Origin of the sequence: Psychrobacter immobilis (genome assembly GCF_904846065.1) — a bacterium.
Lineage (GTDB): Bacteria > Pseudomonadota > Gammaproteobacteria > Pseudomonadales > Moraxellaceae > Psychrobacter > Psychrobacter immobilis_H.
Genome location: NZ_CAJGZV010000001.1, coordinates 463,375 through 477,833, shown reverse-complemented (window position 1 = coordinate 477,833; position 14,459 = coordinate 463,375). Strand labels below are relative to the sequence as shown.

Annotated in this window: 11 protein-coding genes; 1 reads left to right on the top strand and 10 read right to left on the bottom strand. The window is 39.0% G+C overall.

The window, feature by feature from the left end; all coding sequences use genetic code 11:
- Positions 1–6 precede the first annotated feature (6 nt).
- From JMW64_RS02080 to JMW64_RS02060, 5 genes are read right to left on the bottom strand one after another with little or no spacing between them, the layout of a single operon-like run.
- Positions 7–774, bottom strand: a complete 768-nt coding sequence (locus tag JMW64_RS02080) for a class I SAM-dependent methyltransferase (protein WP_201552627.1) — start codon at positions 772–774, stop codon at positions 7–9.
- The gene (locus JMW64_RS02075; RefSeq protein ID WP_201552625.1) at positions 767–1,918 is read right to left on the bottom strand and encodes a glycosyltransferase; all 1,152 of its coding nucleotides are present in this window, start codon (positions 1,916–1,918) and stop codon (positions 767–769) included. Before JMW64_RS02075 ends, JMW64_RS02080 begins: the two co-directional genes overlap by 8 nt.
- Positions 1,899–3,188 carry a flippase gene (locus JMW64_RS02070; protein WP_201552623.1) on the bottom strand — a complete coding sequence of 430 codons (1,290 nt, stop codon included), beginning with the start codon at positions 3,186–3,188 and terminating at the stop codon, positions 1,899–1,901. The genes JMW64_RS02075 and JMW64_RS02070 overlap by 20 nt, the downstream gene beginning before the upstream one ends.
- A 45-nt stretch (positions 3,189–3,233) precedes the next feature.
- Complete coding sequence (locus JMW64_RS02065; RefSeq protein WP_201552614.1) at positions 3,234–4,721, bottom strand: mannose-1-phosphate guanylyltransferase/mannose-6-phosphate isomerase; 1,488 nt, start codon at positions 4,719–4,721, stop codon at positions 3,234–3,236.
- Complete coding sequence (locus JMW64_RS02060; protein WP_201552612.1) at positions 4,722–5,990, bottom strand: sugar transferase; 1,269 nt, start codon at positions 5,988–5,990, stop codon at positions 4,722–4,724.
- A 144-nt stretch (positions 5,991–6,134) separates the two neighbouring features.
- Here JMW64_RS02060 and JMW64_RS02055 point away from each other — a divergent pair, with 144 nt between their 5' ends.
- A complete protein-coding gene (locus JMW64_RS02055) occupies positions 6,135–8,006 on the top strand; it encodes a PglL family O-oligosaccharyltransferase (RefSeq protein ID WP_201552610.1) in 1,872 nt (623 codons plus the stop codon).
- Between the two features lie 22 nt (positions 8,007–8,028).
- Here the strand turns inward: JMW64_RS02055 and JMW64_RS14200 are convergent, their stop codons facing one another.
- The 5 genes from JMW64_RS14200 to JMW64_RS02030 form a co-directional block, all read right to left on the bottom strand.
- Positions 8,029–8,406 (bottom strand): pilin, encoded by a 378-nt coding sequence (locus JMW64_RS14200; RefSeq protein ID WP_201552608.1) that lies wholly within the window; start codon positions 8,404–8,406, stop codon positions 8,029–8,031.
- Between the two features lie 308 nt (positions 8,407–8,714).
- Complete coding sequence (locus tag JMW64_RS14240) at positions 8,715–9,149, bottom strand: prepilin-type N-terminal cleavage/methylation domain-containing protein (protein WP_406947481.1); 435 nt, start codon at positions 9,147–9,149, stop codon at positions 8,715–8,717.
- A gap of 329 nt (positions 9,150–9,478) precedes the next feature.
- On the bottom strand, positions 9,479–9,940 hold the full coding sequence (locus JMW64_RS02040) for a type IV pilin protein (RefSeq protein ID WP_320158178.1): 462 nt from the start codon (positions 9,938–9,940) through the stop codon (positions 9,479–9,481).
- A complete protein-coding gene (locus JMW64_RS02035; RefSeq protein WP_320158177.1) occupies positions 9,934–10,452 on the bottom strand; it encodes a type IV pilin protein in 519 nt (172 codons plus the stop codon). The genes JMW64_RS02040 and JMW64_RS02035 overlap by 7 nt, the downstream gene beginning before the upstream one ends.
- A complete protein-coding gene (locus JMW64_RS02030; RefSeq protein ID WP_201552606.1) occupies positions 10,453–14,445 on the bottom strand; it encodes a pilus assembly protein in 3,993 nt (1,330 codons plus the stop codon).
- Positions 14,446–14,459 lie beyond the last annotated feature (14 nt).

The window sequence follows — 14,459 nt, the reverse complement described above, 5'->3', positions numbered from 1 at the left end:
CGTTAATTATCTGACGATCTGCTGATGATCTGCAAATGTTCTAGAAGTCATCAAAAATCTACTAATTACCTTGGATACACCATAATTTGAAAGTCTAGATAATTTTATTTTGGTAGAAGATATATGATTACGAGTCAGAATATGAATAAATCCATCTGAATAGAATCTCAAGTCATACTTTTTAGCTATATACTCTAAAGTTTCATGAGAATAGAAAGAGATATGTTGACCATGATCTAAACCAAAATACCACCACTCTTCAGGTGAAGAATTATGTTTAGGATAAAGCTCTGTCGTAAATATAATAGTATCTGATATACCTAATAGATTTTCAATTTCCTTAATAGGATTGACGAAGTGTTCAAATACTTCGAAAGCAGTCACTGCTTGTAAAAAGGTATCCTTATTCCATTCAAAACCTTTAGAAAACAGATTATCTGTATATTTATCTTCCCAATAGAAATTAAAACCAATATCTCTCATCATTCTTACTAGAACACCATAACCTGCAGCATAATCAAGGTATTTTCCATTCTTATCGAACACAAAGTAAAGTAGAAATGTTAACTTTTTGGAAATTAACAAGTTCCTAGATATATAGCCTGTATCACTTGTATTAATAGGTTCTTTGTAAGCTTCATCTAACCAATATGGTTCTTCTGTTTGGATGAACTTACATTTAGAGCAAAGATAATATTGAATTACGTATTTTTTAAGAATTAATGCTTTGAATTTTTTTGTTGAAGCTGAATTACAAACTTTGCATTTAGTCATTCAGAATGGACTCCAATGATTCTTTTAAATTCACAAAATAATTGTCATGCGTATTCTCAACACAAAAGTGTTCTAGATTTTTTTTCTGCAAATTTATTATCTCTTCATCATTTAGATCCAAAGATTTCCTAATAGCTTTATCGATTTCTCTATAGCTAAAATCTTTGATGACTATTCCATATTCCAAATTAACACTTGTTTCTTTTGTTGCAATAGGAATTAACGCACCATTCATTATGGTCGTCACTAAACTTGCACAACCTCCTTCCGAACATGAAGGGAGTATAGAAAAACTACATTTTTTCAAAATATCTTCAAATTCAATCGTTGTTATATCAACAAAGCCGTACACATAGATATTGGCTGATTCAAAAATTTCTTCGCTGTATACACGTATGAACTCTTTTTCATAAAAAATATCACCGCATATATGCAAATTTATGTGACTATTTATAGAAAAATAGTCTAATAGCAAGTCCAAGCCTTTATGAACTAATCCAGAGCTTCCAAACCATAGGAAATGCCTATTAGAGTCTGACTCTCTTTTCTCAATAATTTCTTTAGCATCTTTAGTTACATAGCATGGTACAGGAATAGAATGAACAGCCCCAGAATAATGCTTCTTGTAAGTTGAAGCGCATTCTTCGTTACCTAAAGCTATGATCCCATCAACTAACGTAGTCTGATATGACCAAGTTTTGTCTACATACCTAACAGACCCTGTTATCCAAATTCCTTTTTTATGATAAACATCTTTCAATCGTTGAAGAGTAGCTGTGTTCTGATGACAAACATGCATACCTGTACCATAGTATATGGTTTTCATCTCTTTAGTAGAGTTCTCAAAATAAAACTTGAATATATCGCCAAAACCTAAGATTACATCATAGTTATTCATATTGCTAATACTAGTCGTTGTGTATTCGATAATGTCTACTAAGTAGCCCAAATCATCCATTGCTTTAGCTAAGGCTTTAGCTTCGAAATAATTAGTATGAGAGAAACTCTGTTTCCTAAAAGGTTGTGTTATATAAGATATTAAAACCTTTTTATCATAATTTTTATTATAGTAATTTTTTATTGGTCTTTTCCGCCATAGATTCACTAAATATACTAATTTTTCTCTAAAAATTTTTTTTATCATTCTTAATAATTCCCAAGGTAAATACTGTTTTTATAATTTTCCTCATATCCAAATCGAAGATGGAAAATAACAGCATAGTTATCAATAGAGCCATTATTATTGAAACTGAAGCTCCATAAGCTCCATATTTAGGAATCAGAAGTATATTAGAAATGATATTTAATATCGCTGCTAAACTATGAAAATATAAAATTGAATATTCTTTACCTTGTATAATTTTAGAGTAGTTCCAAGATGAATTTAAATAGATGAATACATTGACCCATATTAGAATGACTACTATGTTTGCAGCTTCTTTGTACTGATTACCATATGTTACTAATACAATATATTTAGAAAAAATTGTAGTGAATAGTGCGATAGTGAAGGCTATCCAGAATAGAAAAGATGTCAATAAGCCCAACCTGCTATCATAATTTACAGGATCGTTTTTAACGTTAATAAGAGCTGGCGCTAGAGAGCTAAGCAATAAACCAGGTAGGAAATACCAAAGATTAGTTAATTTGTAGGCGGCTGAATACAATCCAGTCTGTTTCTCACTGGTGAACTGCTTTAACATTACCATATCTATATTTGAGAAAGTTACGAAACATAACCCACCTATTAGCAAAGGCCAAGAATCCGCTAACAACCGCTTCGCCACTACTTTATCAAACTGCCATTCTCTTAATGAGTGATGCGTCCTTTGCCAATAGAAATAAATCAAACCTAGCGATAAAATAACAGTATCAAACACCCCTACGATAGCAAAAGCGAGTAATGAAGCCTCATTCAATATCAGCACAATTTTAACAATACTCGATATTGCCAACGTTATGGTATTAGCAAAGGCCACATATTTCGATAACACCGACGACTGATAGTAGAAGTCTATGACATTAAAGCTCTGAAATATCGTACCACTGGCGATAATAAAGATCAGTAGATTGGTATAGCTATCATTACTAGTGAACTGTACGCCCAGCCATAGCAGCGGTAACATACAGAGTGAGCCAATGAGCTTTAAACTAAACGCCGTACCTAATAATACGTTGCGTTGTGAGTTATCTTTTACCAGCTCCCTAACCACAATACTATCCAAGCCAAGGGTAGCGATAGCGGTAAACAGAAATACAAAACTCTGCGCGTAGCTTAGCAGTCCAAACTGCTCAGGACCTAGATATCGCGCGATCCAAATGCCTACGAATAGCCCCATAAACATACGTAGGACTTTTTCGCCCATTAGCCATGCCGTATTGGCACCGTAGCGCCTGATACCTTCATGACCCAATAGCTGTGCTTTGAGTAATAGTAGCCTATTCCACATCAGGCAAATTTATCCACGACCATAATTATCTTCTAGCCTGATGATATCGTCTTCCTCTAAATAGCTCCCCGACTGTACCTCTATCATCTCAAGTGGAATACTCCCTGGATTGGATAAGCGATGTACAGCGCCCAAAGGAATATAAGTCGATTGGTTTTCGCTGAGTAGCATCGTCTTATCATCGCATAGCACCTCTGCCGTACCCTTCACTACCACCCAATGCTCAGCGCGGTGATGATGCTTTTGGAGGCTTAGGCTAGCTTTTGGCTGCACGCAGATACGCTTAACCTTAAAGCGCTCGCACTCATCAATACTTTGGTACCATCCCCACGGTCTATAGACTCTTCGATGTATGTTGGCCTCTACACGCTTGTCCTCGTTAAGTTTATTGACTATCTTTTTGACATCTTGGCTATGCGACTTGTGCGCGATCAATAGCGCATCATCGGTATCTACGACGATCAAATCCTCTACGCCGAGCAGACTGACTAAGCGCTGTTCGGTATGCACGTAACAGTTAGAGGTATCAATACCGATGACGTCCCCTAGCCAAACATTGTCATCATTATCAGCGTTATCCGTCTTTTGGTAGTCATTGACCGCTTGCCACGTTCCTAGATCGCTCCATGCTGTGGTTAACTCAAACATGCCTAACTGGTGGTCGTCTTTTATACTATTCGTACAAGGCTCTATCACCGCATAGTCAATAGAATTACTGGGTATAGCTTTGAATAGCTCAGCGTTAGGGCGAATAAAAGGCAGGTCTAACTTTTTGCTCTGCCAAGCGCTAGACACGCCTGCATAAATATCATTATCGAATTTTTCGATAGCGGTCAGCCAAAACTGGCTTTTGACGATGAAGACGCCACTGTTCCAATAGAAGTTAGACTGCTCAGTATATTGTTGTGCAAGCTTTAAATTAGGCTTTTCGACGAACCTTGCGATTTTATGATAACTAAACTCAGTGCTATCAGTTTGACATTCGATATAACCATAGCCTGTCTCAGCATAACTAGGTTTGACCCCTAAGGTCGCTATCTTAATCTTATTAGCAGTTACTGCGCTAACCGCATTATTCAAAGTTGAGCAAAAGTCATCATTATCATTAATAGCATGATCGGCAGGTAATACTATCAGTACCGCATCTTCGTATAGCTCATTAGCTTGTAAAGCAGCCAATGTCAAAGAAGGCGCGGTGTTTTTAGCTACTGGCTCTAGGATAATTTCTGCGGAATGGTCAATTTGATGTAATTGATCCAACACTAAAAATCGATGCGATTCGTTGGTCACGATAATAGGTTTTTCTACTCTTAGCTTATTCTGAGTTAAAGACGCAAGTCGTATTATGGTTTGTTGAAACAGAGAATGCTCGCCTGCCAGTTTTAAAAACTGTTTGGGATAGCTCTCGCGTGATAGCGGCCATAGGCGAGTACCAGAACCGCCACATAATATGACAGGAACAACAGTAATTTTATTATTATTATTTGTAGCAAACATCTACCGCGCCCCAAATCCTGTTACCATCGTCTGTATCGTCTTAATCACTATCAATAAGTCTAATGTCAATGAGAAGTTTTTAATATAAAAGAAATCATGCTCTAACTTTACCTTCGTTTCATCTTCGTCACTGGCATACCCTTGCATCACTTGCGCCCAACCTGAGATACCTGGCTTGACGATATGGCGATAGCGATAGAAGGGTATGGTCTCATTAAAGCGTTTGACGAAGTCGAGCTGCTCAGGTCTAGGCCCGATTAAGCTCATATCACCTTTTAGCACATTGACGAACTGCGGCAATTCATCAAGACGTGTCTGCCTAATAAAGCTACCAAACTTGGTCACTCGCATATCGTCGCTAGTTGCCATCTGCGCGCCATTGGCTTCTGCACTGGCTACCATACTGCGAAACTTATACATGGTAAATAGTTTACCACCTTGGCCTATACGCTGCTGCGTAAAAAATATTGATTCCCGATTGTAACGGTTTTGCCACTTGATTATGCTAGCTATCAAAAGCGCTATCGGAATGACGATAAACGCAGTAATTAGGATAACTAGCGTATCCAGTAGCCGTTTCAATAGCAAATAGCTCTGTGATGGTAGCAGCGAGCCCAGGTTATTCTCATAGAGGTGTTTGATAGGCAATCGGCCAGTCAGCGACTCTCGCACTTGCAGCACATTGTAGACGGGCGTGCCTTGAAGTGCCGTTTCTGCTAACAGCTGCTCCCATTGAGCTGTCAAACTACTGTCTGCTAGATCCGCCACTACCGCATGAAAAGGCAAGCGTGGATGACTAGCAGGTTCAAAACAGGGGGGTAATCTAACCCAACGCACGTCAGTAATATCTAGCAAGCTTTGGCAGCGTCCTATAGGCACGTAAGCTATCGTCACTTGCGTCACCGCGCGTAGATAAATTTGCGATATAAAGCAAAATAGCACACCTATAATTGCACTAGTAGATAGATAATAGACTGAATAGGGTAAACGAAAGATCAGCAGTATCAGTCCCACTATTAAACCAACACTTAGTAATGTCGGCAGTACGGTTATCATAGACTTCTGCCCAGGGAACTGGGTCAGTCGCTCCAATCCAATTATACTTAGAACTACAGCGCTACTACTCGCAATGACACTATGAACCTGCGTGAGTTGTATATTATCAGCGATTATATAACCCCAAAATAGCAAGACTGCTGGAACGACAGAGACGATCAGCCACCCTACTAGGGTACGTACGCTTAAGTATTGCCAAAGATGCTGCTGCATATTCTTGCTGATCTCTTGATAAATTTAAGCAATAAGACATTATTTACTATTATTCGCCTTTAAGGTAAAAACAACTTTCTACAGAAAAGTTATCAGTATAATACACTCATTACAATCCATAACAAAACTATAGAGATTGATAGTATGGCACTGATATCTAACGAGCGAACATTTACATGGCAAAACCTTCAGAGTGTCACCTCTTTTGATATTATGAAGGTATTGCTATTCTGTGCCGTTGCTTTACCTTTTTTCATCTATAAAAGAGCGGCGCCTCAGTTTGCCTTTTTTGCTGAGTTAACTAGCGTTATCTTTATCGCGCTCTTTATCATATGTGCTAGCCTAGCCATCAAACGCTCAGAGCACTTTATCATACCTAACCGTCTTAGTGTCTTTCTTGCCATTTTCGCAAGCTATCTTGCCATTGATATGTATATTAATCAGCCAGTATATCCTTCTATACAGTGGCTCTATATTGGTTCTATCATATTAGGAGCATTGTTAGCATCTGTGACAGTCTCCTTATGCTATGCCCATAGTTATCAAAAAATATTTCGTCTGCTATGTTACTGCCTAATGATAGGTGCTGTGTTACAAGACCTTGTTGTCTTACTGCAAATGCAGCATCAAGAGTGGCTCTACGGTTGGATATACACTATCGAAGTCGGTGGCTCATACTCAGGTAACATAGGTCAGCGTAATCTACTAGCCCATTATCTTTCATGGGGCGTGTTGGCTACTGGTTATCTCGTGTATAGCAAAAGCATAAACAATCTAGCTGGATGGGGGCTCATCATATTCCAGACTGCTATTATGGGTAATATTAGCTCTAGGGCGATACTCGTTTATACACTCGCTATATTAGTTTTCGTCATTATCACCACTATATGGCAGAAACAACTACCAAGTCGGCTTTTCAAAATAATAGCTGGTATCACACTACTCATCTTAGCTTTTCAAGTTTTGACATCGCCGCTTTTAGCAATGATACAACCTACCTCTCAACTGGAGGACAATAGTATAGCGCGTATGGCGACGGGCTCTGGAATATTATCCAGAATGTCTGAGTGGCATAAGGCATGGTTAATATTTTTAGAGCACCCTTGGTTTGGTAGTGGCTGGGGTAGTTATGGTTATGAAGGTTTCATCATGTCTTCATCCCCTGAGTTCACCCACACCCCTTATGAGAATAGACTGTTTTCTCACTCTCATAGTCTTATCTTCAATCTACTAGCTGAAAATGGCATTATAGGCACGCTGATTATTTTAGTTGGGTTTGGGTATGTAATTAAGCCACTCTTTACCAAGGATTGGCAAGTCGAGACGGTATTTCTACTGTCCATGCTTATCGTCACTGGTGTTCACAGCTTAGTCGAGCTTCCATTGTGGCATGTACACTTCTTCATCGTGTTTGTCTTACTAGTAACGATTCTAATTAGCACCCTTACTGCCAGTTATCAGCAAAGTCATTACTCGCAGTCTTCTATTTTAAAGCCCGTAGTCATTGCTATCGGGATAACCTATGCTTTACTAGCGGTTCAATTATATTATTACTATTGGCAAATGGAGCAATATACCTATGCGTCTGACAAAAACGAACAAGAGCGCCTAACAACTGCACAAAACATATTGGCTGTGGGTCAAAAGCAGCCGTTATTGAGTGCTTATAGTGATTACCTTGCTAGTTCTTATCTAATAGGTTTGTCTCCAGATAAAATACCTACAAGCTTTCACCAACCTTTGAATAATTTTTCGCATTATTTACCACAAAAGAACTTAGGTATTTATTATTTAGCAACGCAGTGTGATACAGAAGGTAAATGGAGTGACAACCAATGGCAATATTACAGTCAATTAAAGCATTATTACAATAATGTCATATCTAGCACAAGCATTGTGCTAGATATGACGGATCGCTGTGATGCTGTATTTAAGAAAATATATACAGAATGTAAAAGCATCAAGTTGGAGTCCAATCAAAAACCTATATGCTCTTATCCATACGTTAATGAATGAAAAGAGTAAAGGTAGTGATAATCTAAGGCAAAGTTTTGCAGGGGTTACCTTTAGATATATCACACTGGATAATGGTAGTGGCTGTGGACCTAGAGGTTGCTGTGATGATCTGCTGGGTAGCGACAGTCCAACTGGACGCATCTGTCATTGTCAAACAACTATCTAATACCGGGGCCTCGGGTACAGAATCGGCCTCTTGGTCATTAAGCGCTAAGAAGACCTGATTGCTATATGCTTTGGCTTCACCCAAACAAGCATTGTCATTAGCTCTAGACGTAAATACAACATAGCTTGGTATAGCAATAGCTGCTAATAAGCTAATAATAGCAGCTACTATCATAAGCTCTATCAATGTAAAGCCGGTTTGACAGTCGTAATAACGTTCTGAGATCTTAAACATTATAGTCACTTAATAGTAAGTCATAAGATAATACTGCATGCACTATGCCACCATTAGTACGGCAACCAAAAACCATCTATATGATGTTTTTAATCATATAAATATTCACTAATGACTTTAATCAAATTTGAAATATTTACATGATAAAATCTCTTGATAGATATTTGAATGTGATTAAGCATAATTAGAAATCTGCTTACCCAATATCATAATCTATGTTTGAATAATAAAGACATGCACAAAAAAGCCGAACATATTGTTCGGCTTTTTTTAATATAGTTTCTATTGCATATATTTACTAAATAAAATTAACGGCCTGTGATTGTAGTACCAGCTACTAATTCACAGTTACCACCGTTTGAAATATCACACTTCACTTGATTGTCACCAGGTGCTTTTGGTGTAAAGATAACCGAGTCAGTGGCTAAGGTAACTTGTGCAGTAGTATTTACTGCGGTCAAAGGTGTAGCACTGGCTGCTTCAACGTTAGCACCATCGCAAGCACTTTGATTTTCATATAGAGAGGCTAGCAATATACCACCTGAGCCTTGTGTGCTTGAAGGATCTTGTAACTCAATAACTGCTATGTTAGAAACAGATTTAGCTTCAGCTAAGCATGCGTTATTAGCCGAGCGCTTAGTATAGTTCTGGTAAGCAGGAATAGCGATCGCAGCCAAGATACCGATGATAGCAACAACGATCATTAGTTCGATTAAGGTAAAACCTTTTTGAGCAGTGTTCATAAGAACTCCTTTTGGGGTATATAAAGATAAGTGTCTGTTATTGATACAGCCGCACTTTATCTTTAGTAATATAATCTATTTTCTCTTAGAATAATTAATGCATATAACGTGCCAAATTTTAATCACGAATAGCTTAAAGTTACAATGCTTGAATAAATCATGGCGTTTATTGTTTAAACGATATCATTGTCTAAAAAACTATATATAGGATACAAATAATATTGCTGCAACCCTACTAATAATTGTCAATCCAGTTACTGTATAAAAGTAATTTGTAAGTATGACTGACATTTTTTGTCAGTTTTGAATATTCTTTTGCTGATATTGTGTTAGTTCCATTCATCAGCCATACCACATTTTTGATTTAAACCGCTACCTCGACATTTTTCCCCCTCAAAATTGAGAGTAAGTATGCCGTCATTGGCCATTTGAGTGCCAGATATAGGAGCAGCAGTGAGTATCCAGTCTCTGTCATCAAACCCAGTACCATCGACGGAAGTGATGCTAATGTTGTACAACGCCGTACCCGTATTAGGAAAAGTAGTACCTGCACCACTGACAGTATTATTGAATATCTCGTTGAGTGGAATACGGTCATAGCGTTTATAGGCAATCTTATTGGCTTCTATTCGTGATCCTATCTGTTGCATTTCAGACATCATATCGACGCGCTTACCCTTTTCTATATACCCCTGATAACTTGGATATACAATCGCTGCTAATATGCCAATAATAACAACGACGATCATAAGTTCGATAAGTGTAAAACCATTCATACCTTGCTTTACCATATCTTGCTCCCAAGTCCACAATTCTGTACTGACCCAGCCGCTACCATTATATTACTGGCTTTAGATTCACACTTAACGCCTTGACTGGTATAAGCCAACATAGGGCTGTTTTCGACCAAACTACCAGCACGCGGTGTTGCTACCATCACCCAGCTATTGGCAGGCGAGGCTGTGGACAAAGAGACAGCAATAGGAGTAATGGCTGAGCTAACATGCATGATACGTATAGCATAGTTATGAGTCGTTGCACTACTACCGTTAGGAACATATACCGTATTGGCCGTAGTCGACCATCCACTACTTGGTGTAAATCCTCCATAGGTCAACGCTTTTGCTCGCCACTGCTCAAGCTCTATACTTAACCTGAGCATGTTTGCTTCGGCTTCGCTCTGTGCATTTTTTCGCACATATTGCCTATAAGATGGAACTGCAACGGCGGCCAGTATCCCAATTATCATGACAACTATCATCAATTCAATGATAGTGAATCCGCGCTCAAAAGGTCGCCGCACTTATCGCTCCTTCCATTCCATGGGATCTAGCTGCGAATCTGTCACTACTTTACAGCTAGTACCCTGACAATTTAATTCTTCAGTAATAGGATTGACAACCAAATCAATTTTACCGCCGCCACAATTCCCACTTGGACAAGAGTTTTCTAGTACTACAACACTGTTTTTTACATCACCGTCGAAATTACCGTCTGCAATAATGTTATCGACGATACCTATACCTGCATTAGAGACGTAACGCGTTTTTCGCACTGCCCAATTTCCAGTAAGATTGCCACTGGCGTCCAACCCTTTACTCAAACATACACCGTAAGGTAAGCATAGTTGCTCTCTCTGAGTACGTCCAGTCACACCTGCAGAACAAGTACCTGAAGTATCTCCCACATTAGGATTGTAGACGGTAGTGAATAACAAACCAGCTATCGCATCTGGCTGGTTAAACATCTTGAGACCTCTATTATTTGTCGAAATAGCCTGCGTACCATTAGTCTTGGCTTCAGACCACATCGTTAATGGCATATACCAACCAAGTTTTGTATAGTTGTCCATTGTCGTTTTGATTGTATTGTTATTAGTAAACTCACCAGAGGTGTTGGTGGTGAGCTCTACTAAGTTTGTAGGTGTTATTGCTGTTTGCTGCTTTAGAGTCAGCGTCACGTTTGCACATTCATCGACCGTAGTATCCTGAACGTCGTAACAAAACAAATCAGGACGTGCAATATCCTGATCTACAAAAGTATAGATGCGATCGGCTACGTTTCGTTGTGCTGTGACAGGAGAGCTTCTATCGCCCGTACCTACAGTTACTAGCCCCACAATATCAGTGCCTTCACCTAGCCTAGTAAATGTCACTAATGGTTTTTCATATATTCTTGGAAGTGCATCAGTCCCACTAGATGCAGCATTAGTACCGCCAGCGGACAGATCAAGTACCTTAGTGACTCTTTTGACAGAAAAGTCACGAGCATCTGTGGCACTATTAATATCTACTCGCCATACTTGCCCACCCAAGTCTGCAAAAACTATTTGATCTGTTAGTCCATCGTAGTTTCTATCTAGCACTCGAACTTCAGTGACTACACTATGCTTCATATCTGATGCTTGAGTGAACTTACTGTTTCCAGCGCCATTATTGTCGCTGCTCGTCCACCACAATAAATCGCCATTACCTGAGGTCGTATTAAAGCTGTTTTCGTTAGTTGCATTCGGAGCAGTAGATGTTGTTTTATCAACTTCTTCTTGACCTACTTGAACCATATAGATGCCGTTGCCTTGAGCAGTGGCTTTGCCATTACAGTTTGCTAGCGTATTGGTCGTTACAGCTGTGCCAAGTTTAAATTTAGTATCTTCATAACAGCGATCGTAACCACCAGCCAAGAAATTTACCATGACTCGCTTACCATCTTTCATGACATAGCCTACACTAGGCTCAGCAAAACTAAGACCCATTTTTGCATATGCTTTTTGTTCATTGCTATTAGTAGTAGCGTTGGCAACAATGTCATTTTTGATCCCTTTTGCAGTTGCACTACCATCAATAGCATAGGTCGAACCGACTGAATAGATCATTTTAGGATCAGTGAGGTCAGATAAATTAAGACCGTAATACATAGACCCACCCATTCTCAGGCCACCAAAAGCAAGAGACTGTAATGCTTCAACTTTTGTACTTGTATATTTGTAGTTGGTAAATACTGTCCAAGGCCCATCAACACCAAATATAGACTCGCTAGCCACTCTATCAGGATCAACAAAACTGGCGCCTTGCTGCTCTAAAATATGCTTAGGGATAAAGGTGAATACTTCTTCACCTGCTTTATTCGTACCATAGTCTGTATCCTTGATAACATGAAGTGCACCATCAAGTGAACCATATAGCACGTAATCTTCGCGTTTAGTATTATCAATTGAGCCATCTGTCTTCAATTCTGCTTTCTTAGAGATCAGCTGTGGCAAAGAATGCAATACGCCACCCAGCTGTTTTTTATTTATATTAAATGCTACCCCAGTCGCTTTTGTATCATTGACATCCAACGTATTTGCCACTGGAAAGCCTAAAAAATTTAAAAGTTGTTGCTTTTGAGTCGGAGTGTAAGTCGTCAGCGCATTAAACCCTACTGGCTTAGCTGAAGCCGTAAGTGCACTAGTACCAATACTTTTTAAGCTTCCACCTTGGTTGACAAAGAGCTTACGGCTGTTATTATTTTCAAAGATATGCTGATACGTGCCACCTACCTGAGGTTTTCCTTGATCAGGCCGTCTAGCGTCTGCGCGACTTGTATTAATGATAGTGTTATAAAGATCAGAGGTATTTAATGCAAATACCCCATCCTTGTCAGTAAAAACCACCTTGTTGTCTTTATCGACTAACGTTCCATTTTTTATATTATATTTTTTAAGGTTTCCTCTCCATAACTTTTTAGGAGATAAAGGGTCTGGGTCAAGTATTGGCAGATAGGCAAATTTACGTGAAGTAGATACATTAAGATCATCTAGAGGTACGGCCATACTGCCTGTAGAGATAGGAGGAATAACAGTGGTTAATTTACCTGTCAAGGACTTGACGCTATTTACAATATCTTGTGCACTCTGTGCATAATAAAAACCACCTTGACCTTTAATACCTAGATTACATAGTTTTTTGACATTATCATCAGAAGCGGCATCGCAATCCACTGTTGTTGTAGCATTTTGCAGGCTACTATACTCACCACCAAACCCAACCGTCGCTGTTTTGATCGCAATCTCACTTGGGTTGGCAGTGTTTAATAGCTTATCAGCAAAGCTAGACATACAACTCCAGCCAGATTCATCTCTATAATCGTCATCACTACAAGTGACTGACAAAGAGCCTGAGGTTGAGCCTACGGGCGTTAAGGCGTTGTTCATAACCGTTGTGGCAATGGTGGCACTCGATTGGTTAGGTTCACCATCCGTTAAGAAATAAATACCATTACCCGCGCAAGTTTTATCACTTGGAGGTAGAGGCGACGCATAGTACTTTTCGTCGTCGGTCTTAGTATTTTTTGGTGAATAGGGGAAGCCGCTATAAATATTATTGGTAAAGTACTGCTCCTTAATTGGATAAGGACTAATGTTGTTACTGGTAATCAAGGGATCATTAGCCGCTACCTCTTTTTTGTAATAAGAAATATAGTGGTCACGCCGCCCATAATATGTATGCCGTTCCCAACCTTGTTTATATTCAATATCACCATTTAAATCGCTGGTATATAACGGCCTCCCTAAGTCTCGCCAGTTATTACATTCTATGAAATTGCTACTGGCACTAATTAAGTTTATATTAATAGGCTCCCAACCTACGCATACAGCATCTTCACGTCCGTAGCCAGTATTACTTGTTTGATTATTACGAAAAGTTTCTTTTTCTAAGGTAAAGATATTCTTTATTAACTTATTAGTCGTCGTACCCATCATATACGCCCCAGCCTCGGCATAAGCTTGAGCAGCCGGTGTACCTCCATCCGGCTTGAGATCTTTAATGAAGTTATCTATATCTGTCTTATGTGCGGCATCTAACTTTTTAGCAGGTATATCGATATGCCCGTTTGTAGTATAACTGCCAGATTGTTTAGGGTAAGTACCAATAGCAATTTTGACAATACCTTGCAAATCGGAGTCTTTAACCAAATCAGAAACGCCCATCTTGAGGCTATCGATACGGCGAAAATACTTATCACTTCCTACTTTACAGTAATATCTTGGGTAAGGATAACTTGAACTATTATCAGTATAAAAATAGCGACCATTATATTGACAGCCACTAGGAGCATCAACATCATTCATACTACCTGAGATATCTAGCATCAAAGTAATGACTGGCAGTGCCTCTTGCGGACCTTTATATATTTCCAAGTCACCATGACGCTGCAAGCTGGCCTGAGCAGTGGTAGATATCATAAATGATGTGACTGCTACCGTTAACGTTTTAAGCTGCCACGAATGAATTTTTTTAGCAACTGTATTATTCATAATATTTACCTTAA